The 21,890-nt window shown below is 67.9% G+C and carries 20 protein-coding genes, 4 tRNA genes and 1 pseudogene; 11 read left to right on the forward strand and 14 right to left on the reverse strand.

From position 1 onward, the window contains the following. Positions 1 to 212 precede the first annotated feature (212 nt). Together M8C13_RS06755 and M8C13_RS06760 are read left to right on the forward strand one after the other, a co-directional pair. Positions 213 to 1,328 (forward strand): glutamate--cysteine ligase, encoded by a 1,116-nt coding sequence (locus tag M8C13_RS06755; RefSeq protein ID WP_252479611.1) that lies wholly within the window; start codon positions 213 to 215, stop codon positions 1,326 to 1,328. Between the two features lie 9 nt (positions 1,329 to 1,337). Continuing rightward, positions 1,338 to 2,405 carry an rRNA adenine N(6)-methyltransferase family protein gene (locus M8C13_RS06760; protein WP_252479612.1) on the forward strand — a complete coding sequence of 356 codons (1,068 nt, stop codon included), beginning with the start codon at positions 1,338 to 1,340 and terminating at the stop codon, positions 2,403 to 2,405. Here M8C13_RS06760 and M8C13_RS06765 read toward each other — a convergent pair. After that, positions 2,359 to 3,360, reverse strand: coding sequence for a putative RNA methyltransferase (locus tag M8C13_RS06765; protein ID WP_252479784.1), 1,002 nt, complete (start codon positions 3,358 to 3,360; stop codon positions 2,359 to 2,361). The two genes, M8C13_RS06760 and M8C13_RS06765, sit on opposite strands and share 47 nt — an antisense overlap. A 182-nt stretch (positions 3,361 to 3,542) precedes the next feature. On the opposite strand from M8C13_RS06765, the gene M8C13_RS06770 reads away from it, so the two are divergent. Further along, complete coding sequence (locus M8C13_RS06770; RefSeq protein WP_252479780.1) at positions 3,543 to 4,463, forward strand: endonuclease/exonuclease/phosphatase family protein; 921 nt, start codon at positions 3,543 to 3,545, stop codon at positions 4,461 to 4,463. Here M8C13_RS06770 and M8C13_RS06775 read toward each other — a convergent pair. From M8C13_RS06775 to M8C13_RS06805, 7 genes are all read right to left on the reverse strand, one after another. Next, a complete protein-coding gene (locus tag M8C13_RS06775; protein WP_252479613.1) occupies positions 4,460 to 5,953 on the reverse strand; it encodes an FAD-binding protein in 1,494 nt (497 codons plus the stop codon). The two genes, M8C13_RS06770 and M8C13_RS06775, sit on opposite strands and share 4 nt — an antisense overlap. A gap of 133 nt (positions 5,954 to 6,086) precedes the next feature. Beyond that, a complete protein-coding gene (locus tag M8C13_RS06780; RefSeq protein WP_252479614.1) occupies positions 6,087 to 6,926 on the reverse strand; it encodes a TauD/TfdA family dioxygenase in 840 nt (279 codons plus the stop codon). Positions 6,927 to 6,953: 27 nt separating this feature from the next. Beyond that, on the reverse strand, positions 6,954 to 7,310 hold the full coding sequence (locus M8C13_RS06785; protein WP_252479615.1) for an L-tyrosine/L-tryptophan isonitrile synthase family protein: 357 nt from the start codon (positions 7,308 to 7,310) through the stop codon (positions 6,954 to 6,956). A gap of 495 nt (positions 7,311 to 7,805) precedes the next feature. Continuing rightward, positions 7,806 to 7,880 (reverse strand) — tRNA-Val (locus M8C13_RS06790). 56 nt (positions 7,881 to 7,936) lie between these two features. Continuing rightward, positions 7,937 to 8,344: a TIGR02611 family protein gene (locus M8C13_RS06795; RefSeq protein ID WP_252479616.1), complete on the reverse strand. Its 408-nt coding sequence runs from the start codon at positions 8,342 to 8,344 to the stop codon at positions 7,937 to 7,939. Positions 8,345 to 8,410: 66 nt separating this feature from the next. Beyond that, complete coding sequence (locus tag M8C13_RS06800; RefSeq protein ID WP_252479617.1) at positions 8,411 to 9,262, reverse strand: anti-sigma factor domain-containing protein; 852 nt, start codon at positions 9,260 to 9,262, stop codon at positions 8,411 to 8,413. Further along, positions 9,259 to 9,837: a sigma-70 family RNA polymerase sigma factor gene (locus M8C13_RS06805; protein WP_252479618.1), complete on the reverse strand. Its 579-nt coding sequence runs from the start codon at positions 9,835 to 9,837 to the stop codon at positions 9,259 to 9,261. Before M8C13_RS06805 ends, M8C13_RS06800 begins: the two co-directional genes overlap by 4 nt. Positions 9,838 to 10,169: 332 nt before the next feature. Here M8C13_RS06805 and M8C13_RS06810 point away from each other — a divergent pair, with 332 nt between their 5' ends. From M8C13_RS06810 to M8C13_RS06825, 4 genes are all read left to right on the forward strand, one after another. Beyond that, positions 10,170 to 10,595, forward strand: a complete 426-nt coding sequence (locus M8C13_RS06810) for an SsgA family sporulation/cell division regulator (RefSeq protein ID WP_185007996.1) — start codon at positions 10,170 to 10,172, stop codon at positions 10,593 to 10,595. A 159-nt stretch (positions 10,596 to 10,754) separates the two neighbouring features. Next, positions 10,755 to 10,827, forward strand: a tRNA-Gly gene (locus tag M8C13_RS06815). Positions 10,828 to 10,898: 71 nt separating this feature from the next. Further along, positions 10,899 to 10,970: transfer RNA gene (locus tag M8C13_RS06820), tRNA-Cys, on the forward strand. A gap of 1 nt (position 10,971) precedes the next feature. Beyond that, positions 10,972 to 11,046: transfer RNA gene (locus tag M8C13_RS06825), tRNA-Val, on the forward strand. A 150-nt stretch (positions 11,047 to 11,196) separates the two neighbouring features. Here the strand turns inward: M8C13_RS06825 and M8C13_RS06830 are convergent. The 3 genes from M8C13_RS06830 to M8C13_RS06840 all read right to left on the reverse strand — a co-directional run bounded on the left by M8C13_RS06830 (position 11,197) and on the right by M8C13_RS06840 (position 13,651). After that, positions 11,197 to 12,477, reverse strand: a complete 1,281-nt coding sequence (locus M8C13_RS06830) for a site-specific integrase (protein ID WP_252479619.1) — start codon at positions 12,475 to 12,477, stop codon at positions 11,197 to 11,199. 152 nt (positions 12,478 to 12,629) lie between these two features. After that, a complete protein-coding gene (locus tag M8C13_RS06835; RefSeq protein WP_252479620.1) occupies positions 12,630 to 13,190 on the reverse strand; it encodes a hypothetical protein in 561 nt (186 codons plus the stop codon). Between the two features lie 131 nt (positions 13,191 to 13,321). After that, a complete protein-coding gene (locus M8C13_RS06840; protein ID WP_252479621.1) occupies positions 13,322 to 13,651 on the reverse strand; it encodes an excisionase family DNA-binding protein in 330 nt (109 codons plus the stop codon). Positions 13,652 to 14,071: 420 nt separating this feature from the next. Here M8C13_RS06840 and M8C13_RS06845 point away from each other — a divergent pair, with 420 nt between their 5' ends. From M8C13_RS06845 to M8C13_RS06855, 3 genes and pseudogenes are all read left to right on the forward strand, one after another. Next, positions 14,072 to 14,911: a helix-turn-helix domain-containing protein gene (locus M8C13_RS06845; protein ID WP_252479622.1), complete on the forward strand. Its 840-nt coding sequence runs from the start codon at positions 14,072 to 14,074 to the stop codon at positions 14,909 to 14,911. Positions 14,912 to 16,180: 1,269 nt separating this feature from the next. Then, positions 16,181 to 16,351, forward strand: coding sequence for a hypothetical protein (locus tag M8C13_RS06850; RefSeq protein ID WP_252479623.1), 171 nt, complete (start codon positions 16,181 to 16,183; stop codon positions 16,349 to 16,351). A 105-nt stretch (positions 16,352 to 16,456) separates the two neighbouring features. Continuing rightward, positions 16,457 to 17,778, forward strand: a pseudogene (locus M8C13_RS06855) (IS701 family transposase). Here M8C13_RS06855 and M8C13_RS06860 read toward each other — a convergent pair. From M8C13_RS06860 to M8C13_RS06870, 3 genes are read right to left on the reverse strand one after another with little or no spacing between them, the layout of a single operon-like run. Next, positions 17,775 to 18,383, reverse strand: coding sequence for an AAA family ATPase (locus M8C13_RS06860; protein WP_252479624.1), 609 nt, complete (start codon positions 18,381 to 18,383; stop codon positions 17,775 to 17,777). The pseudogene M8C13_RS06855 and the gene M8C13_RS06860 sit on opposite strands and share 4 nt — an antisense overlap. Continuing rightward, the gene (locus M8C13_RS06865; protein ID WP_252479625.1) at positions 18,380 to 19,018 is read right to left on the reverse strand and encodes a 3'-5' exonuclease; all 639 of its coding nucleotides are present in this window, start codon (positions 19,016 to 19,018) and stop codon (positions 18,380 to 18,382) included. The genes M8C13_RS06860 and M8C13_RS06865 overlap by 4 nt, the downstream gene beginning before the upstream one ends. Next, positions 19,015 to 20,226 (reverse strand): radical SAM protein, encoded by a 1,212-nt coding sequence (locus M8C13_RS06870; protein ID WP_252479626.1) that lies wholly within the window; start codon positions 20,224 to 20,226, stop codon positions 19,015 to 19,017. Before M8C13_RS06870 ends, M8C13_RS06865 begins: the two co-directional genes overlap by 4 nt. Positions 20,227 to 20,369: 143 nt before the next feature. On the opposite strand from M8C13_RS06870, the gene M8C13_RS06875 reads away from it, so the two are divergent. Then, positions 20,370 to 21,872 carry a helix-turn-helix domain-containing protein gene (locus M8C13_RS06875; RefSeq protein ID WP_252479627.1) on the forward strand — a complete coding sequence of 501 codons (1,503 nt, stop codon included), beginning with the start codon at positions 20,370 to 20,372 and terminating at the stop codon, positions 21,870 to 21,872. The last annotated feature ends 18 nt before the right edge of the window (positions 21,873 to 21,890 follow it).

Consider the following 21,890-nt stretch of genomic DNA (forward strand, 5'->3'; position numbering starts at 1 on the left):
AGTTGTACTTGGTGGTCGGCGTGTTACGTGTCCCCCGGGCTCACTTTCCGCCTTCATGGAATACCGTTCGGCTGGAGCCATGTCGTGCCTTTCGCCGAGAGGCGACCTAGCGCGTCGACCGCCCCAACTTCCCCGGCAACCGCCGGGATGCCCCGGGTAGCCACCCGGATGCGCGCAGCCTTCGCCCGCCCCACTGCGGCAGGGTGATGGGCATGAGCGAGTGGACCTTCGGGGTCGAAGAAGAGTTCATCCTCGTCGACGCGGACACCGGCAGGCTGGCGGCCCAGGCCGCGGCCGTGCGCCGCGGCGCCGACGCCGGCGGGTCCGATGAGCAACTCCAGGAGGAGCTGACCCGCTTCCAGGTGGAGACCGCCTCGCCGGTCTGCACCACCGCGGAGGAGCTGACCCACCACCTGGCCCGGCTGCGCGGCAGGCTGGCCGACAGCGCCCGCGAGCTGAACCTGTGGCTGCTGGCCACCGGCACCGCGGTCTTCCCGGAGCCCTGGCCGCCGCCGCTGGCCGGCAAGGACCGCTACCACCTCATCGCCGAGCGCTACGGCGGCCTGGTGGACACCCTGTGCGGCTGCCACGTGCACGTGGCCATCCCGGACGCCGAGTTCGGCATCCGGCTGTCCAACCACCTGCGCCCCTGGCTGCCGCTGCTGCTCGCGCTGAGCGCGAACTCCCCGTTCTCCCGGGGCCAGGACAGCGGCCACGCCAGCTGGCGGCACGTCAGCTGGGCTCGCTGGCCCTCCGCGGGCCCGCCGCCGTTCTTCGACTCCCCCGCCCACTACGACGCCAGCGTGAGCGCTCTCCTGCGTGCCGGGGCGGCCCTGGACCGCAAGATGGTCTATTGGGACATCCGCCTGTCGGAGGCCCAGCCGACCCTGGAGGTCCGGGTCTGCGACGTGGCGGCCACGGTCGAGGAGGCAGTGCTGCTGGGCGTGCTGGTGCGGGCCCTGGCCCAGGCCGCCAGCCACGACATCGAGGCCGGGGTGGCCGCGCCGCGGATCCCGCACGAGGTGTTGCGCGCCGCGCTGTGGCGGGCCGCGCGGGACGGCCTCGGCGGCCACTGCCCCGATCCGGAGTCCGGCTCGTTGCTGCCGGTCAGCGCGGTGCTGCGGCGTGCCCTGCGGCGGCTGCGGCCGTTCCTGAGCGCCAACGGCGAGCTGGAGCTGGTCGAGCGGCTGACCGAGCACCTGTTCACCGTGGGCGGCGGCGCGCAGCGGCAGCGGCAGGCGATGGCCCGCCGCGGCGAGCCGATGGATGTGGTCGAACTGCTCGCCAGGCAGACCACGGTTTCGTCATTACTGGACTCGCCCAGCTAGCGTAGGAGGGTGCAACCAGGTCGTCCGCCGCGTCAGCGCCAGCCCAACCACTCCAGTGTCCACCTGCTGTCCTCCTCGAAGGTGATCAGCGACCTGGTGGTGAACGCCCGGCTGGGCCCGGACGACCTGGTCATGGACCTGGGCGCGGGCACCGGTGCGATCACCGCCGAGCTGGTGCGCACCGGGGCCCGCGTGCTCGCGGTGGAGCGGGACGAGGAGTTCGTCGGCGACCTGGAGCGCCGCTACGGCGAGCACGAGAACCTGCGGGTGGTGCACGCCGACCTGCTGTCGGTGCCGCTGCCGCACCGGGAGTTCGCGGTGGTGGCCAACATCCCGTTCTCCATCACCACCGCGCTGCTGCGCCGCCTGCTCAACACCCCGAACGGCTCGCTCACCCAGGCTGACCTGCTGGTGGAGTGGGGCCTGGCCAAGCGCCTGACCGCGGCCTGGCCGAGGGACCTGGAGAACGCCTGGTGGGCGGCCCGGTTCGAGATCGCCATCAAGCACCGGGTCCCGGCCACCGCGTTCCGCCCGGCCCCCAAGGTCGACGCCGCGCACCTGGTGCTGCAACGCAAGTCCGGCCAGAGCCGCCACCTGCAGGGCGTGATCTGGGCGCTGCTGAGCACCGCCTACGGGTCGCCGAACACCCCGGCGCGGACCGCGCTGACCTCGTTCATCACCAGGGGCCGGGCGCACCGGATGCTGCACGAGATCGGCATCGAGTCGCAGGCCGCGGTGGGCACCATCAAGCTCAGCCAGTGGCTGGGCATGGCGGATGAGCTGGCCGCGGACCGCTCGCTGTCCTGGCCGCCGCTGCCGAAGAACCTGCGCACCGACGGCAGCCGCCGCGAGGAGTCCACCAACCGCGGCCTGCGCGCCCCCCAGGGCAAGGCAGCCGCCCAGGGCCGCTCCAGCCAGGGCAAGTCGGGCCAGGGGAAGCCGGCGCACGGGAAGTCGGACCAGGGCAAGTTCGGGCACGGCAAGTCCGACCAGGGCAAGTCCGCTTACGGGAAGTCGGGCCAGGGCCGCGCTACCGGCAAGCCCGACGGTAAACCGCGACGCGCACCGAAGCGCTGACCGCACAGGGCTCCGGCAGCACACCGATCCGCCCGGCCAGCTCGGCCGGATCGGTGTGCCAGGCGCTCGGCCCCATCCCGACCACGGTCGCGATGTCCCGATGCGCCAGAGACAACTCGAACGAGCGAACATCGTCATCAACCCGGGTGAAATAGGCGCCAAGCTTCTCCTCCACCCGCCGCGCCTTGCCCTCATCCACCCGCAACAGCCCCAGCGCCCCCACCAGCTCACCCAGGTGCCCAGCCTCCGGCGTCACCACCACCAGCCGCCCGCCAGGGGCCAGGATCCGGGCCAGCTCGGGCCCGTTGCGCGGCGCGAACACGTTGAGCACCACCGAGGCCACCCCGTCCCGCACCGGCAGCCGCCGCCACGCGTCACACACCACGGCCCCCAGCCGGGGATGTTCCCTGGCCGCCCGCCGCGCCGCGAACTTGGACAGATCCAGCGCCAGCCCGACGGCCCCCGGCGCGCCACGGAGCACCTGCCCGAGGTAGTACCCGGTCCCCGCCCCGAGATCGACCACGGCCCCACCGGTCGCCCCGCCCACCGCCGACGCCTCCCGGGCCGCCGACTCCGCTGCCCCGCCCGCCGCCAGCGCATCTCCGGCCACCATCCCGGCCGTCCCGCCCGCAGCCAGGGCCTCTCCGGCCGCCGTTCCCGCCGCGCTTGCCGCCCCCACTGCCCCCGCGTCAGCCGCCAGCGCCTCCCCCGCCGCCGCGCACACCGCCTCCGCGACCGGCCGGAAATGCCCGGCCCCCAAGAACTCCGCCCGAGCCGCCACCATCGCCGCGGTGTCCCCGGTCCCCGCCCCCGCGTCCCCCGCCAGCAAGCTCAGGTACCCCTGCCGCGCCACGTCGAAGGAGTGCCCCGCCGCACACCGCACCGCCCGCCCCTCGGCGGCCAGCTCCAGCCCGCAGTGCGGACAGGCCAGCAACGACAACACCTCTGAGATCACCCCGCCACTCCACCACAGGAGCCGCCGCCCAGCTCGCGCAGGTGCCCGGCCACCGGACCGCGCCCCAGGCCCGCTGCGCCTTCCGGCGGATTTCCCTTACCGGCCACCACATCGACACGTTCGCCCGCCCCGGAGCCTGGCAGGGTGAACGGGATCGTCCCCGAACCCCCCGCGGAGGAACCATGTCCCGGCGAGCCCACCGCGCGAAACCGTTGCTGGCAACCCTGTTCTGCGCGGCCCTGGCCGTCCTCGGCCTGACCCAGGCCACCCCCGCGCTGGCCGCAGAGACGCCGGTGATCGGCCCGGCCCGCGGTGACACCCTGCACGTGATGTCGTTCAACCTCCGCTACGCCGCGACCACCCAGCCGAACTCCTGGCCGGTCCGCCGCCCGGTGCTGGCCGAGCTGCTGCGCCGCGAACAGCCCACCGTGCTCGGCACCCAGGAAGGCCTCTACGGCCAGCTCAAGGACATCGAAGCCGACCTGCCCGCACACTACGACTGGATCGGCCTCGGTCGCGCGGGCGGCAGCCAGGACGAGTTCATGGCGGTCTACTACGACACCCGCAGGCTGACTCCGCTGGCCTTCGACCACTACTGGCTCTCCGACACCCCGAACGTGATCGGCTCGAAGTCCTGGGGCAACCGGGTCATCCGCATGGTCACCTGGGTCCGCTTCGCCGACCGCCGCACCGGCACCGAGTTCGTCACGGTCAACACCCACTTCGACCACGAGTCGGAGAACTCCCGCCAGCGCAGCGCCGAACTGGTCCGCGACCGGATCAACGCCCTGTCCCCCGGCCTCCCGGTCATCCTCACCGGCGACTTCAACACCGCCGCCGGCAACACCCCGACCTACGACATCCTCCGCACCGGCGCCACCCTCACCGACACCTGGCCCGCCGCCACCGAACGCCGCACCCCCCTGCACGCCACCTTCCACGGCTACCGCCCCCTGGTGCCGAACGGCGACCGCATCGACTGGATCCTCACCAGGGGCGCGACGAGCATCCGGGCCGCGGCCATCAACACCTACGCCCGCGACGGCCAGTTCCCCTCCGACCACCTGCCGGTCCAGGCCCTGCTCACCCTGCCCAAGGGCTAGGCCAATGACTCCAGATAGCCGACGATCGGAGCAGGGTCATCGATCGAGCCTGACGCAGCGATGTACGAATCAGGTCGCACCAGGAGCAACTGACCTGAATAGGGACACTCGTCAGCCCAGTAAAGCCCTGCGCCAGGAGTGTCGTGAACCTGAATTGTCCGCACGAATGGAGGCAGGTCGAAACCTGGCTCATCATCACCAAAGACAAGAAGCGTGAAGAAGCGGTAGTCGAGCAACGAGTAAACCCGCGTTTGTCCGTCATGACCGCAAACCATGAAGTCGAAAAGCCGAGAGCCCGCGAGCCCCTGCTCGCCATAGCGGATTCCCATGCCGGTAATGTTGCCCGCCCTCTTCTCGACCGTCTTGACGTAATCCACCGCGTGCGTCCCGCCCTCCGAATACTTGGTCGATCGCACCAGCACCCCAGAGGTTTCAACGACACTCAGCGCGACCGGCTTGCGCTCTTGCTCGTACGTTCGCAGGATCTCCGTCGAGGAGTCCGCGTTGACGGCCATACCGATCTTCCACATGAGGTTGAACGCATCCGACAGCCCGGTGTTCAACCCTTGTCCACCATTTACGGAATGAATGTGACAGGCGTCGCCGGCCAGATAGACCCGGTCGTCGACAGAAAATTTCTCCGCAACGGACTCCTTGACCGAGAAGCGGGAGAACCATTCCACCCGCTTCAAGGTCACCTTGTGCGGACGCATGGCCCGATTGATCTTGGCGACGACTTGTGCCAGGTCAAACTCGGCTACGTCCATTCTTACATAGAAGCGGTCGATCTCCCCTTCACGTGGGATCCATGCCACGTCCGACGTGTCGGCCTGAAAGACGATGATCTCCGGAACCTTGGGGAAGTCAGTCTCGAAAACTCCGTCCAAGACAGCCCAAGTCAGCTCCGGCCGAGTTATCTCGAACGGGATCCCAAAGAAACCTCGGACGGATGAGCGAGAGCCGTCCGCGCCGATGACGAACTTCGACTCAACCAGTTCTCCGGAGGACAGGTTCGACCGGCAGCCACTCTCAGTGATTTCAACGTGGTCGACCGAGGTGTTTCGTCGCACCGCGCAGTCCATTTCACTGACTTTTCGATCGAGCAACCTCTCGACGGATGCCTGACCAAGCATCAGAAAATGCTTGTGAAAGCATCCCTCCAGATTATCCCACCAGGTGGACTGACGAGAAAGGAACTTGCCTTCCGCCCACACCGAGCTGGTATTGCAGGTCTTGCCGAGCCGATAAAGATCATCAAAAAGGCCGACAACCTCCAGCAACTGCAGCGAACGCGCGTTCAACGCGTCAGCCCGTCCTGTGCGAAGTGGCTCAGAAGATTTGTCAACTATCAGGACGCGCAGATTGTGCAGCCGCCCGAGCAGAGCGCACAACAGGCCGACCGGACCAGCCCCGACGACCAGAACATCGACCTTCACTTCACCGGCATTGATTCGACCGTTCTCGGTCTGCGCGGGGGCCTCGTTCGACACTACTGACATCTCCGACCATCGACTTGCGGGGAGCGCTATCAACAACACGGGTCAATCCGTGCGCCCATCGTATTCGCATCGCACCGTTACCTGAGCTCACCCAGGTCCTCGTTGGCAACGGCGGGCTACCCGGTCATGAGCGGACCAACGCGGGGTTGTCCAGCGGCGGGTCACCGAGCACGTGCACCCGGCGCAGATGCCGGGGCGCCCGGCTGGTGAATGCCTCACGTCCGTGCAGCAGCGTGTAGTTGTCGGACACGACCACGTCGCCGTCCTGCCAGGTGTGCGCGTAGAAATGCCCTGGCGCGTAAAGAGCTTCCCGGAGACTGTGGTGGAACCGCTCCAGCTCCTCCGCGCCGACGCCGGTGAACTCAAGGTCGGGATGGTTGATGAAGTCCGGGTCCCCGGCGATCGCGGGCTCGCCGTAGCGCAGCACCGGGAACCCGCCGACGGGATGCGTGGTAACCACCGGGGAGACGGCTTCGCTGTCGTAGAACTCCATCTTGCGGCGGTAGGTGCCGGTGACCCGCTCCCACAGCTGCCGGGTTCGCGGGTCCGCATCGGCCAGCACCGCGGGGGTGTTCGAGAAGGTGGTCCGGCCGCCCTGGTGCTCGCCGGGGGCGCTGACACAGTGAAAGATCTGGAACTCCGGCACCTGCGGCCGGTACATGCCGTCCCAGTGCAGCGGAACGTAACTGTGGTCGAAGATGTGGTCGTCGGGCTGGTCGTGCTCGACCAGTTCGAGGACCGCGCCGAAGGGCCACATGGCGATCTCGCCCCAACCGCCACACCACCCGGTGAGTTCGGCAGGCCCGGCGAAGGTGGAGAAACCCCGCAGCAGCACAAGGTGGTGGGTCCTGGCCAGCTCGCGCAGCCGGTCGACAGGCAGCTCGGTCACTGCGGCGCCAGGCCGCGCCGGACGCACCACCACCCCGAACGGGCTCAGCTTCTCGACGGCGAAATCGGCGGTCATGTCCTTCTCCTTGTCCGGCAACACGTTCTAGGCGACTTCGGCGCGGGACCACGGCAGCGCGAAGTAGCTCAGCCGCCCGTCCCCACTGACCAGTTCGGCCCCCGCGGCTTCGGCCTCAGCGCGTTTCATGAGCATGACCCGATCGCCCAGATCCGGCACCGTACCGAGCACCTTGGCCTCGTTCGGTGACTTACCGGGAAAGGCGGGCAACACGAACACGACCGGCGAACCAGCTTCGACACTGCGTTCCACCTGACCGAGATGAGCGGACAGACACCGCTCGCAGCGCGGTGCACGACACCCCACGGGCCCGCCGAGCTTGCGCTGGTGGGCAAGCACCAGCTCCATGACGCTCTCGGCGACCCGCCGCGTTTCCTCCGACATGCCAAGCCTTCCACCCGGTCTTCGCGAACTTCAGCGTGACCGAGCGGCAAGGCCGTCCATACTGACTTCTCGGTATGACACGGCGTAATGAAAGCGGGTCTCCCCAACGATCGGTTATTCACGATCGAGGGCAGGATGGACGGCACGCATGACCCGGATCCACGGCCTGACCAGCACCGACCAGGATTCGGCCCGTGACGGGGCCAACGGGCAGCGGTGAGCGGTCAGCGCGGAGTCCTTGAGTTGCGGGCTGGATCAGACCGTCACGTCATCGGGATCCTTCGCCGCTGCCAGGCGTCTGGCCAGCCAAGCGGAAGACACCGCGGCACGCGGTATACCGCCGACTGGCACCGCCCTGGGCGAGATCCACTTCCACCGGTTGGAACGTGTGGGCCACAAGCGAAAATACATCGACGGCGACGCCCGCGATCCCCACAACGGCAAATGGCCTGCCGATGAAGATCATCGACAGGCCATCTGACCAGGTGGAACCCGTGGTGGGCGATACTGGGATCGAACCAGTGACCCCTTCGGTGTGAACGAAGTGCTCTCCCGCTGAGCTAATCGCCCGGGTCTTCCTGCCCTGCCTTCCGGCCGGGCAGGAAGAACATTACACGATCCACTCGCTACCGCGAAAACGGGGTCCCGGCCCACGGAAGGTCCAGGTCAAACCACCCGGCGATCATGCCGAAGACGTTGAGCAGCCACAGGGTCGTCAGCACGACGAGGCCGGTGAGAGCGAGCACGCCCCAGCGGACCGCCCAGTGCTGGCGGCGCAGCCAGCGGGTCCAGGCGTCGTACTTGGACTTGGCGTAGGCGAGGGCCTTGCCTGCCCAGGAGAACTCGGTGGCCAGGATGGCCAGGCCGGCGAAGACGACCAGCCAGCCGGGGCCCGGGTACGGGATGAGCACGACGCCCAGGGCCAGCACCAGGCCGCCGACCACGCCGACCGCGATCCGGAAGGCGAGGCGGAGGGTGGGGCTGTTGCGGATCTTGGCGGCGAAGCCCCAGCGCTCGGCGAGGCGGTCCAGCACGTGGGGCTGGGCGCCGTCCTTGGTGAAGCCCGCGGGCTCGTGTTGTTCGGAGGTGCTGCTCAGCGCCTACTCCAGGTTTCCTTGGCCCACGACGGTCGTCGGGCTCGCGGGTGCGGCACGCCCGTCCTCCAGGGACACCGCGTACCCGGTGAACTGCGGCGCGTTATCGCCCCAGCTTACGGTCCTGGGCTCGATTTCCGGGCCCGCCACGTCGAAGGCGCCCAGCGCCCTCGGCGGCTGCCCCGGGCTGGACAGGCCCCACAGCACGTAGATCTGCCGGGACTGGTCGTTGGCCGGCAGGTCCATCGGCACGATCGCGCCGCGACCGCCAGCGGCGACCATCATCGCCACCGGGTGACCGTCGCTCGCCGCGCCGATGAGGGCACGGCGCATGTTCGGGTCGCCGACCAGCTGCACCGCCTTGGTCAGCGCGGCGGCGCGGGCGGCCTCGGCGTCGCGTTCGGCACCGAGCTGGAAGACCCGGATGCCCAGTCCGCCGATCGTGACCACGGCCAGCACCGCCGCGGCCACCGCCAGCCACCGCCGGTTGCCCGGACGAACAGACTTGCGGGCGGCCCGCCGGTTCGAAAGTTCATCATCAGGCTGCCGTTCGCCGACCGTTGGCGACACTTCGGCGATACCGCCGGAATGGCTCCCCGAACGGGCGGACACCTGGGGTTCTTGGTCAATTCGGGCGAACAGGTTCGCCCGAAGGTGCGGTGGTGGATCCTCTTGCGGCACCGCGGCACCGAGCTCGGCGCCGATCTCCTGGGTGGCCGTGACCACGTCCCGGCACCGTGTGCAGCCGGCCAGGTGCGCCTCGAACTCGGCCACCTCCGCCGGTTCCAGCACGTGCAGCGCCCAGCCGGTGGCCAGCTCCTCGTGGGGGCAGTCCTGGCCCCGAAACTCCGTGTTCACCGCTGCTCCCCGAGGTCACGGTCCTGGTCGTTGCCACTGGTCAGCAGCGTGCGCAGCCGACGGACCGCGGCGAACATCCGCGACTTCACCGTGCCGAGCGGGACACCGGTCATCGTGGCGACCTCGCACTGGGTGTAGCCGCCGTAGTAGGCCAGCACGAGGACTTCCCGCTGGTCCTCGCTGAGCTCGCCGAGCGCGCCGCGCACCTGCTCGCCCAGCACGCCGGTGATCGCCGCGGCGTCCGCGCCCGGCGCCTCGCGCTCGCTCGTCATGGCCTGTTCGGCCTGCGCGGCCGAACGTTTGCGCTGGGTGTTCTCCCTGCGCACGGCGTCCACCGCGCGGTGGTGCACCACGGTCAGCAGCCAGGTGCCGACGCTGCCCCGCTCGGCCTGGTAGCGGCCGGGGTCGCGCCACAGTGTGAGGAAAGCCTCTTGCACGACGTCCTCGGCGAGCTGGGTGTCGACACAGACACGTTTGGCCAACGAGTACGCCTGTCGGCAGTACCGGTCGTACAGGCTTGCGAACGCTACGCGGTCACCTTCCGCCAACCGGGTGACGAGCTCGCGGTCGGTCACTCCTCCGGCGGGCCGCCCGTCTTGTTCGGCGGTGCTAGCGTGGTCGAGCCGTGCAGCCGGGTATCTCGGCCGATCAGCAACCAAGGGGTTCCTCACATCCAGCGTTCGCACGACGGCGCGGACCGGTTCAGGCTAGACCTCGAAACCAAATCCAGACACGATGACTGACCACTCAGCGCAACGCTCTGGTCGCCCACCGAAGTAGTTCTGCCCCGGATGGGTGATCTATCGGCCATAGGCGAGCGCAACTGGCCACTCCCACGTCACAAATACAACGCATGGCCGTTCCTAGGGCGGCAGGCAACGGCAGCAGTGCAGAAAGGCGGGCGACGATGCGCAACGACCATGTGACCCTCCGTTCCACGGCGGTCTTCGACCTCCTGGCCCCGCGGACCCCCGCGGTCCCGGTCCAGGTCGAGCTTCGCTACGACACCCGCGACCCGTACGCGGTGGTGGCCGCCTTCCGGACCGGGCGCACCGGCTGGGTCGACTGGGTCTTCTCGCGCGACCTGCTCGCCGACGGCCTCATCGCCGACGCCGGTGACGGCGACGTGCGCATCCGCCCGGCCGTGGACGACCCCGAGGTGGTCGTGATCGAGCTCAGCTCCCCGTCCGGCCACGCCATGTTCGAGGCCTCCGCCCAGGAGCTCGCCGACTTCCTGGACCGCACCTACGACCTGGCCGCCCCTGGCAACGAGAACCTGTGGGTCAACATGGACGAGGCCCTCTCCCAGTTGCTCTCCAACGACCTGAGCTGAGGAAACGGCGTGCGGTGCGGCGCGCGCCCGCGGTGGGGGACCCCCGATTTGATCCGGCTCCCCCTCGTCCGATAAGGTTCTCCTCGTTGGACGGCAACAGCGAAAACCCCCGGTAACACAGGGGGAAGCAGCACGGAAACTTCGCCTAGCCGAACACATGCGGATGTAGCGCAGCTGGTAGCGCATCACCTTGCCAAGGTGAGGGTCGCGGGTTCGAGTCCCGTCATCCGCTCTGGGCGGCTCGTTCACGGGCCGGACCTCTGTAGGGTCGTGATCTTCGGATCGCGGCTTCCCACAGGGAACGGCGGAGTGGCCGAGTGGCTTAGGCAAGGGCCTGCAAAGCCCTGTACGCGGGTTCGATTCCCGCCTCCGCCTCGGACGATTAGCTCAGCGGGAGAGCACTACCTTGACACGGTAGGGGTCACTGGTTCAATCCCAGTATCGTCCACCAGTTATATTTGCAGCTCAACGAGGGTCTCAGCGGAAACGCTGGGGCCCTTTTTCATGATCAAGAGGGGCAAAAGAGGGGTTTCAGTCTTGACTGAAGATCAAGACAAGCCCTTTCCCAGATCATCTGGCGATCCGGTGAGCTTTGTCACAATTAGGCCAGATGGGGGAACGCTTCGCGGTAGGTGATCAGCTCGCTGCGGGTGAGACTGGCCAGGCCACGCTCCCACCGTGCTAGCAGAGCGGTCAGGATCATCTCTTCCATCGCGGCGGTGACGTGGGTGTAGATGGCGCCCATGCCGTGCATTTTCTGCCCCAAGCGGGCGCGCCGGGCGACTTCGGGGATGCCGTCTTCGGTCAGCCAGGTCTCGTGGGTGTGCCGGCACTCGTGGAAGGTGAACCACGGAATCACCGCGGGAATGTGATTCGGCGAATCGGGCTCGTCCGGGTCAACGCCATTCCACGCTGGGGTCCAGATGCGGCGATTGAAGTTGCTGCGCCGCAGCGGGCGGCCCCTGGCGCTGACGAACAGATACGGCTCCTCGTGCAGGGTGAGCAGCCGGTTCACCGACAGCCCGATCGGCTCCGGCAACGTCACCGGCCGCTCCCCCGCAGGAGTCTTGGCCCGCCCCTTCGCCTTTTTCCTGTCCTTGGGGTTGCGTTTGGCCTGCTTGCTCAGACGCTTCGCCGGAAGCGCAGGCGCTTGGTCGGCCGAGACTCCCTTCTTGAACAGGTGCCCGTTGACCTCCTGCAGCGGAGCGGTCAGATGAAGCGTCCACGCCGCGGCGTCGTACTCCTTCCGCAACTGGCCCACCAGCTCACCCCACCGGGCACCGGAGTAGAAGCCCGTCACGGCCAGCGTCGCCAATACCGGGCCCGCTCGGTCATAGACGCGCAGCACTCCCTGTATCGCTTGCTCCGGGGAGGCGATCGCGTGTTCGGCCTGGTAGTCCGCTCCCCGTTTGATGTGGCGGCACGGGTTGACCGCGATGATCTGTACGAACTCCGCGACACCGAGCAGAGATGAGAAGTAGGCCACCAACGAGTCGGCGGTGCTGTCGCTGTATTCGCTGTACAGTTCGGAGGCCCACTTCTGCACCGCCAGATAGTTGCGGTCCAGTTCCCCGAGGGTGTAGTCCTCCCAGTATTCGGTGAAGTGGACTTTGATGTAGAGCCGGTACTTGGCCTGGGTCGTGAGCGCTAGGCGCTTCTTGGATGACTCGAACATTTCCCAGGCCCAATCCAGGAAGGGCATCGCGCTCCCGCGTGGGTCGATCCATTTCTTGAGGCGGATGAGTGCTTCTTGCTCCTCCCCGAAGTCTTTGGCCGCCTTCTCAGAGGTGAACCCTCCCTTGCTGCCGATCGTGCCGTCGGGGCGCTTGTACCGTGCTCGCCACGGCGTCGTCTTGTAGCCCGTGGATTCAGCCCAGGCCATAGATCACCTCACTTCTTGCTGGGGCGCTGAGTGGTCGCGACATTGCTCACCCGTCTGCACAGGCCGGTCATCGCCGGCGAGACAGCGCGCGGTCCGGGCAGACGGCACCGCCTCGTGTGACGAGCGGGGTCGGGTCGAGGTCACCGACGGTCCTACGGCGCGGATTCCGGGGCGCTCCCGGGCTCGGGCGGAGTCTCGTGTGGTCCGGGCGACCGTCGGCTAGAGATGGGCAGTGTGCAGTGCTGGATAATGCGGTGGCAGGGGTTGTGCTGGATATGCCCGTCGATCTCAGCCTGGTTCAGCAGGCGCGAGAAGTAGAAGAACACCGCGTTCGCGGTGGCCCTGGTGTACTTCTCACTCAGGCCCTCCCACCATGTCCCCACCGCACGCTCGTTGCGATCCAGCTGGGCCAGAGTCCAGCCGGCCCAGGCAGAAGCGAAGATGGTGTCGATATAGCGGTGGTATTTCCCTCGTGTCGCAGGCGCCAGCTTCTTCTCCGCTTCGGTGAAGCACCTCCAGGCCCAGTCCAGAAACAGCATGGGGCTGCCTTGGGGGTCAACCCAGGTTCCCTGCGCGATGAGGTGCTCCTGGTGTTCGCCGTGAGCTCGGGCTTCCTCAGCTGAGGAGAACCCGGATTCGACGATGTACTGATTGTCAGGCCGTTTGTAGCGGACCTTCCAGGTGTTGTCGTCGGCACCTTGGATCCAGACCATGTGTCACCTCTTCTGCAGGGAATGGTGTCGGCGGCGGTGCCGACGAGGGCTGTCAACGGTGTGCCGCTGCCGCGTGTGAGGACGCCGCTGCGCCAGCAGGGTGCGTGGACGTCGCTGGGGTCAGCGCAGTCCTAGTCGTAGGTTCGGCGCGGCCTTTTCACACCGCCGCCGACGTGGCACTGCTGCACGATGGCCCGCACGTCGGTGCGGGAAAGGCGGTAGTGCTTGCCCAGGCGCACGTGCGGCCAGATCCCGGCGGCCAGCTTCTCCTGCAGCGTTCGGGTGGGGATCTGCAGCAGACCGGCCGCCTGTTCCGGGGTGAACAGCGCGTCCGGGTCGGAACTGGCTCCGTCGACGGCATCGGTGGCCAGGTAGGCCAAGAACCGGTCGAGCCGCTCCGCGGCCGAGTCCACCGCATCACCCGGCCTGGAGAGCGAGTGCCGCTGGGCGCTCTCGCTCATGGCCGCCACCGTGCTGCGCAGACGCCGACCGGGCACCGGCGCCCCCCGCGGCCGCTCGCACAGTCCCGCACAAGCCCCCGCCCGGTAGGTGGATAGGCCTCGGGCATGTGGTCGCACGCACGGGGCCAGCCACGGCGGGCATACCGGCCTCGAGTACGTCGGACCGGTGCGGATCGGTGTTCTCGCCTGGGCATCACGTCTCCCTGTGAGGCCACCCCGCGCCGCTCGTCACGCCTGAGACCGGCACACAGCTACTACTGGCAGTAGCTGTTCGCGGCGGTTGGTAGGCGACCTACCTCGAACTTTCCTCGTTTGCTTGTGCGAACACTACCTGATATCACTCTAGGTAGCCACTGTGGGCGCTCGGCAACGCGGTGACCTGGCACAGCGCCCTACCCCGGGGAGCGAGGGAAGCAAACCGTGTCTGTCGAGGCGATCGTGTGGGCCCTCAACGACGCACCCCTGCCGCCGGAGGAACCTGGCCAGCCCAGCCGCTCCGCCCTGGCTTTCACCCTGGTCGCACTGGCCAACCACGCCTCACCAGATGGCACCGCGGCCTTCCCGTCAGTGCGACGGCTGGTCAGCTACACCCACCTGTCCGAACGCACCATCCGCGCCTGCATCCGGCGCCTGGAGACCTGCGGGCTGATCACCCCGACCAACCCGGCGATCGTCGCCGCGCACATCGCCCGCGCTGACCGACGCCCGCAGGGATGGGACCTTGCCCTGCACCGCACCCGTGACCCCGAGCACCTGGATCCACCAGGAAAAACAGACGGGGGGCAGCCACTGCACCCCGCTCGCGGGCACGAGGGGCAGCCACTGCCCCCCGTGGAGGGCCACGGGGTGCAGCCACTGCCGCCACGGGGTGCAGCCACTGCCCCCGAACCGTCCTTGAACCGAACTAGATCTCCGGATGAGTCCCAGCCTCCGCTGCCGGACATGCCCGGCTCCCGCCACGGCGACCGTTGCCCGGCGCACCGGGACAACCGGGCCGGCTCAGCCCGCTGCCACGCCTGCGCCCAAGCACGAGCGACCGCAGAAGAGCACATCCGCTCGCAGGCCTACGCCGCCGCGCAGGCACGACGGGCCGCGATCAACCGGTGCGGTCTCTGCGATGACGACGGCTACCGCGGCACGCAGGTCTGCAACCACCGCGACCCCGGAGCCGGAGCCGAAGCGCGACGCCGCGCGAAGGAGTTCCTGGCCGACCGGCTGCGCGGCGACCCACGACCAGGACAACCCCCATCACCGGACTAGCCGATGACCGGCGCCGCCGGGGCGGGTGTGAGGTCCTGGCGGCTGACCGAAGATTCACCACCTCACCCCCGGGACCGCCCTGCGCTGGAACGGCGCCAACACGCGGCACGCGCGGTCCCGGGGGTGAGGTGGTTGACTTCGGTGCCGCCGGAACTCCACACCCGCCCCGGCGGCACCGGCTGAATTCACCAACAACGATGACCCACCCGTGCCAGGCGGGTTGCCCACCGCGAACATGCAAGACCCTTGTGGCGCAACGGGTTCTGCCACTTCTGGCGGGTCAGAACAGACGGCCACGGGGCAGGCGCGCACCTGGGAGCACCGGGTCCACGCCTGCGGGCTGCGCTACAGCTGTGCCCACAGCTCACGTTCACGTTCACGGAAGTCTGTGTCGGCGGGCGATGGAAGCGGCCAAGGTGCCGGCGAGCCAGGCTATCCGGCCGCCGGTCACCAGCTCACCGCGATCGTGGCGTTGCAATGGCGACGACGGTTCGAGCACTTGGGCGAGGGCCCATACCTGCTACGCCCCGGGTGGCGGTTGTCGCTGGTTCTTTCAAACACTCAGCAACCCGAAGCGGCAAATTTTTCCAGCAAAGATGGCAATAACCCTGTTCTCATAGCACACGCGGTTAGCTCTCCGACCAGCAAAGACCGAACCTTGTCAAAGTTATGAACAAGGATAATGCCTACGATCTATGGTGCTGAGTTTTGTACTCATGGACGACAAACGAGGATGCTCCGATGTCGCGCACGTGACATGTTGACCGAGGGTTGCCCCAGCCCGGTGGCATGCCAGTGAGGTCTGCGAGTGGCACTGACGTGCACTCAGAGCACGGATGTGCACTCAGAGCACGGACGTGCGCTCAGTGTGTTTCATGCGTTGGCTCGTCGCCACCTGAGGAGGAAATCACCTCCACTGGAGCGGGCGTTCACCCGGAAGTGGCTCCCCCAGTCCACTTTCACGAAGTGGACTGGGCGGAGCGCTCTCGCGATTTTGCTCTTTGACGCTCTGTCTCTATGCTCCCGAGTCAACAACCCGCTGTGGCGCGTAGTCGCCCAGGTGGTTCCAGGTGGATTCACGTGGACATTAGGGGTGCCGAATGCTCGTTGCTGGCCGTAAACGATCGGCGCTCCTTGCCCTTCCCCCTATGACACGACTTTTCGCCAACCCGGCGGCAGCAAGTGTCACCACCTGCGGCTACACGAGGGGCACGGATCGCCGACGAGGAGGACAGGCGGATGTGGGATTGGCTTTTCGGGGGGTTCTGCGTGGTGCTGATTGTGGTGTCCGCGGCCGCTGGCGGCTTCGCGCTGGTCCCGGGCTGCCGTGAGAGGAGGGCCGATGGCTACCGGGTGCTCAAGCTGGCGCTGGCCGCGCTCGGTGGAGCGGGCGGCATCCTCGCTCTCGGGTACAAGCTGGTGCAACTAGGTCTCGTGTAGGGGTGCGTCGTGAGGACTCCAAAGCCGCATACAGTGTCCGCGCCAGCAACTTAGTACGACAACGACAGGTTGTGATCTGTCGTCGGGATCTGGTAGTTGATCTCTGTGTCGGTGGAGTTGGTGGCGGGGTGGTCGGCGGCGTTCGACGCGTTCTTGGGTCGGTTCGCGGGGCGGTTTCCTCGTGTGGAGTCACGGCGGCGGATGCGTTGGTATGTCAAGGGTCTGCTCTCCGAGGTGGAGCGGAAGAACGGTTGGACGCTGGCGGAGGCCGCTGGCGACAGCGGCCCGGAGGGCATGCAGCGCCTGTTGAACTTCTACGCCTGGGACACCGATGGGCTGCGCGATGACGTGAGCGCTGCGGTGGTCGAGGCGATCGGTGACGCCGAGGAGGGTGTGCTGATCGTGGACGAGACCGGTTTCCTGAAGAAGGGCACCAAATCCGCCGGGGTGGGGCGTCAGTACTCCGGGACAGCAGGACGAATCGAAAACTCGCAGATCGGCGTGTTCCTGGCCTATGCCTCGCCTCGTGGACGGGCGTTGATCGACCGGGAGTTGTACCTGCCCAAGTCATGGACCGAGGACCGGGATCGTTGCCGGGCGGCGGGAATCGGTGACGAGGTCGGGTTTGCCACCAAGCAAATACTCGCCCGGCGCATGATCGAACGCGCGCTGGAAGCCGGGGTGCCGTTCGGGTGGCTGACCGCGGACGAACTCTACGGCAACGACACGATGTTCCGTCTGTGGCTGGAAGGTCTCGAGGTCCCGCATGTGGTGGCGGTGCCGAAGAACGCGATGGCGGTGTCGTTCGACCTGCTGAAGGTGCGTGTCCACCGCCTGATCGCCCAGCTGCCCGACACGGCATGGGAAAGGCTTTCCTCCGGCGCGGGGACGAAAGGAGCGAGGATGTCGGACTGGGCAGCAGTCGACATCCGGCCGCTGCGCAGACCGGGATGGGGCCACTGGCTGTTGGCGAGGCGGAGCATCGCCGATCCGTCCGATATCGCTTACTACATCTGCTTCAGCCCGGTCGGCACCACGCTGCAACGCCTGGTGGGCGTGGCGGGTGCCCGATGGGCGGTCGAGGAGTGCTTCCAGACCGCGAAGAACGAGACCGGCCTGGATCACTACCAGGTCCGCGGCTACCAGGCCTGGTACCGGCACATCACACTGTCGATGACCGCCCTGGCCTTTTTGGTGATCACTCGCGAGATCACCAAAAAAGGGGCTTCGCGGTCGGCGTCGGCCAACCACTGATTCCGTTGTCCATCAACGAGATCCGTCGGCTATGGAACCGGCTCGCCACCCGGCTTGACCACACTGTCGACCACATCCTGCACTGGTCGACGTGGCGGCGAACAAGCCAAGCCCGTGCCCAGATCAGCCACCACAGAAGACGCGCACATCACAACCTGTTGTTGTCGTACTAACGAGCGAGCCGAGCGGTGACGAAGCTGATCGCCTGGTCGAGGGCGGCATCGTGGCCGTCGGCATGCAGCAGCTCGTGGGGCAGTTCGAGGTCCCGCACGACTTCGCCGACGTGCTTGTCGGCGAGTATGCGGAACTCGGTGTTGCTGTCGCGGATCTTGTTATTGCCCAACGGGATCGTGGGGTCCAGTGTGGTGCGGAAGGTCAGGTCGTAGCGGTCGCTGTGGCCTCGGGCGATCTCGTGGAGCTTGGTGAGCTGGACCGGATCGGCCGTCTCACGACGGTATTCCAGGGCAGCCCTGTAGTAGCCGAGGGCATCCGGAACGGGGCGGTCGACAAGCACGACATCGGAGTGCAGCGAGGCTTCTATCTCGTCGCTGATGCCACGGGTCATGATCCACAGGGTGGAGGCCCAAGTATGGTTGAACAGGATCGGCAGCCCGATCCGCTGGGCCTGCTCGCCGAGGTCAGCGACAGTGCCCACGGAAATGTGCCGACGGCGCAGCTCGTGGGCGAGGCGGGCGAGGAAGGTGGACTTGCCGGTGGAATGAGTGCCGAGCACGGCCACGGTGACCGGCTGCTCGACCGGGTTCGCGGGGACGGTCACCACAGCCCGCTCTCCGGTTCCTCCGGGGTGACCAACCCGGGCAGAGCGGCGACCTTGACCAGCCCCATCCAGTCCATTTCGCCGTCCTCGACCAGGCGCAGCAACAGTTGCCAGGCGCACCAGGCGTCGTAGGTGGCCCGGTGATGGCCTGTCGCAGCGAACCCGGCGGGGTCGATCCCGGCGTGCGCGACGAGCTTGTCCAGGCCGTAGCCGGGCAAGTCCAGCCACACGTACTTGGCCAGGCGCAGGGTGTCGAGCACCATCGGCGGTTGCCAGTCGGGCAGGTGCGCACCGATCACCCGGTGTTCGACCGAGGCGTTGTGCGCCACCAGGATCCGGCCGTCCAGAAGCGCGGTGATCTCCTCGGCGACCTCGGGCCAGGCCGGGCTGCCTGCCACATCGGCGTTGCGGATGCCATGGACCTTGCGGGTGACCATCGCGGTGATCGGCTTCTGTGGCCGGATCAGCCAGGTCCGCATGTCGGCCTCGGCGCCGCGGTGGTCGGTGTCGACGGGCAGCCCGGCGAATTCGATGATCTCCGGCGGCTGGCGGCCGTTGCCTTCGACATCGGCCACGATCAGGCGCTGGCCGTGCAGGGCGGCGGGCAGTTCGCCGGTGGTTGGGGCCGGGGTCATCGGGACTCCTCCGGGTTCATGGTGGTGGCGGGCCAACCGGTGTCGGCGCGGCCGTGCTGGTGGCGGCGGTGTGGCTTGGCGACGTCGTGGACCTGGTAGCCGAGGCTGTGCTGGATCAGGTAGCGGGGCTGCTCATCCAGGCCGGCGACGACGACTGCGCGGTCGTTGATCTCGACCAGGGTGCCGCCCAGGCGCCTGGCTGTCTCGGCGACCCGCCGTTCATCTGGACGGGTCCACGCCTGCTGGCAGCGCAGCACCTGCCGGGTCGGGCAGATGTCGCACAGCTCGCGGATGCCGACGTGGCCGTTGTAGTCGGCTAGCCGGTGGGCGTAGGCGACCCCGCAGGAGGTCTTGCGGAACAGCGGCGACCCCGCCGTGCGCGTACCGGCCGCGGCGAGGATCCGCTCCTCCAGATCCTGAGGGAAGAACTTGCGGCGGGCACCGTCCTCATACGGTTCGGGCAGGCCGTGAGCCTGGTAGTAGTCGCGGATCTGGTCTTTGAAGAACAGCCCGGTGAACACGGTGGCGTGGGCGTGCTGGCTCAGCTCGATCGCGCGGGCGATGTGCTCGTCGGTGTCGTTGAGACCGGCAACGATCGGCCGCCAGTACAAGACCACTCGGTAGTTCTCGGCGAGGTCGTAGGCGGTGCGCAGCGAGGCCGCGGCGATCGCGGAGTCGACCGGCTCAATCCGGGCATCATCGATGCCGGAGTGCGTGATGAGGATCGTGAGTTTGATGTTGGCGAACGAGTTCAGGACCGCGCAGTCCTCGGGCTCGATCCGCCAACGGGTGATCACCAGGACGTGGTTGGTCAGGCCACGGTCGTCGAGCTCGCGCAGCATCGCGAAGGTGTGCGGCTTGACCTGGGGCAGCATGGGGTCGGTGGCCCGGTTCAGCAGTTGGATCGGGGTCACGTGCGGCACAAAGTACTGGTGCCCGGTCAGCAGTTCCGCCGCCTGGTCCTCGCGCAGCAGCGCCCGGGGAATCGTCATCTCGAAGTTGTCGAACAGGTGCCGCACGCAGTAGCCGCAGTCCAGAGGGCAGCCGATGATCCAGTTCACACTCAGCCCGGACTTGCGGTACTCGATCACCTCCAACAGCTCCGGCCGCACCTTGTCCCTCTGTGCCAGGGACAGCAGCGGCAGCGGCCGCCTGGCCGGACCGAGCGAAGACGGTGTCGCGGCCAGTCCGTCCGCCGTTGTTGCCACGGATCCTCCCGATCGTGAGCGGGTCGGTGTTTCCCGTGATCAGAGGACCAGGACCCGCTACGATCGCGGAACGAGGCAAGTCGGCTACACCCCGTATTTGCCTCCCTGCCCGTTCCGCAGGCCCAAGGTGAGCGGGAGCCACCGTGACCGAGCACAACCCCGCCAGCAGCGACATCTCCGACGGCGCCGCCGTCACGCTGGCCACCGAGATCCGGCGGCTGCGCAACCACGCCGGGCTCAGCCAGAAGCAGCTCGCCGCACAAGTCGGCTACACCCGCCAGTACGTCGCGCTGGCCGAACGCGTCGGCGGCAACCTCCCGTCGCTAGAGCTGACCCTGGCCCTGGACGCCCGGCTCGCCGCGGGCGGACGCCTGCTCGCCCTGCGCGAGCAGGCGCGAGCCGAACAACGCTCACTACGGCACGCCCTGCCGCCCGCCCCAACTGGGGCGCAACAGCTGGGATTTGCCTCCCCGCTCAGCCTTGCCTTCCCACCTGCGGACCAGATAGGTGGGAGCCAGTTCGGGATCTCGGCCCCGGCGGGCCGCTTTTTCGCTGGATCGACGATCACCGCGACCAGCTACCCCGCGGTCGAGGACGGCCGGGTCCTCGTGCACGTACCCACCGGCCTCGCCAACGACCCGGTACTGCGCCGCCCCGGCCGCAGCTTGGTCATCGGGGCCGCCGAGGGACCGACCGGGCCGCGACTGTTCGGACTGGACAGCCGCGCAGCCCGCACCCGGCTGACCAAGGCCGTAAACGGTGCTCCACTGTTGATTCCGGACGCCTACGAACTCGACGACCTCACCCTGGCCGTGTTGTGGTCGGTGGCCAACCTCGACGACGCCCTGCTCGACGACGACAACGCCCTAGCCGCCGCTGAGGAGCACCTGCGCGGGGTCGACAGCACCACCCGTTGCGCCGGCGGCGGCGACCTCGCCGCCGACCTCACCGCCGTGTCGCGGATGTGGCTGGGCTCAGACTTCTGCGCCCGCCACATCCTGCGCCACGCCGACACCCTGCACGAGGTACCCGCCTTCTGGACCCGTGAACAGCGCGGCGAGGAGTCCAGCACGTGGGTGCTGTTCGCCCACAAGTACGACTACCTCGCCCGCACCGCGGCCACCTTCGCCACCACCGGTGTGAACCCCACTCGCACCTTCTGCATCCCACCCCAGACCGTGACCGACTCCCGGCGCCCTGAGCGGATCCTGCTGCTGCTCGCGGTCGCGCTGATGGAGTCCTTCGACATCACTGTGCAGGTGTGCGCCGAACCCGAGTACAGCTCCGTCACCGGGTTCGCCCTCGACCAGCGCCGCCGCGCGATCGTGGCGAACTGGGTCGGCCACGACGGCATCTGGCAGGTCGATGTCACCGACGACCGCCCGGCGCTGCGTGAGTTCGCCGACGCCTGCGGCTACGCCGCGGCCCACTCCGTGATCGCCGGACCAACCCCGCCGGCCCGGCTGCGGGCGCTGGCCGACTACCTCGACCTGGACTGGGCCTGGCTCACCCGCCGCTGCGCCGACCTCGGCGACTACGGCACCGCAGGCCTGGCCCGACCACGCAGCAGGCTGCTCTCCACTGCCGGACTGGACAACGCCTGCCGATTCCTCGGCGGCCTCAGCGAGCGCAACGCTGAGCAGTAGGCTGCCGATCATTGTCCG

Origin of the sequence: Crossiella sp. SN42, from assembly GCF_023897065.1 — a bacterium.
Taxonomy (GTDB): Bacteria; Actinomycetota; Actinomycetes; order Mycobacteriales; family Pseudonocardiaceae; genus Crossiella.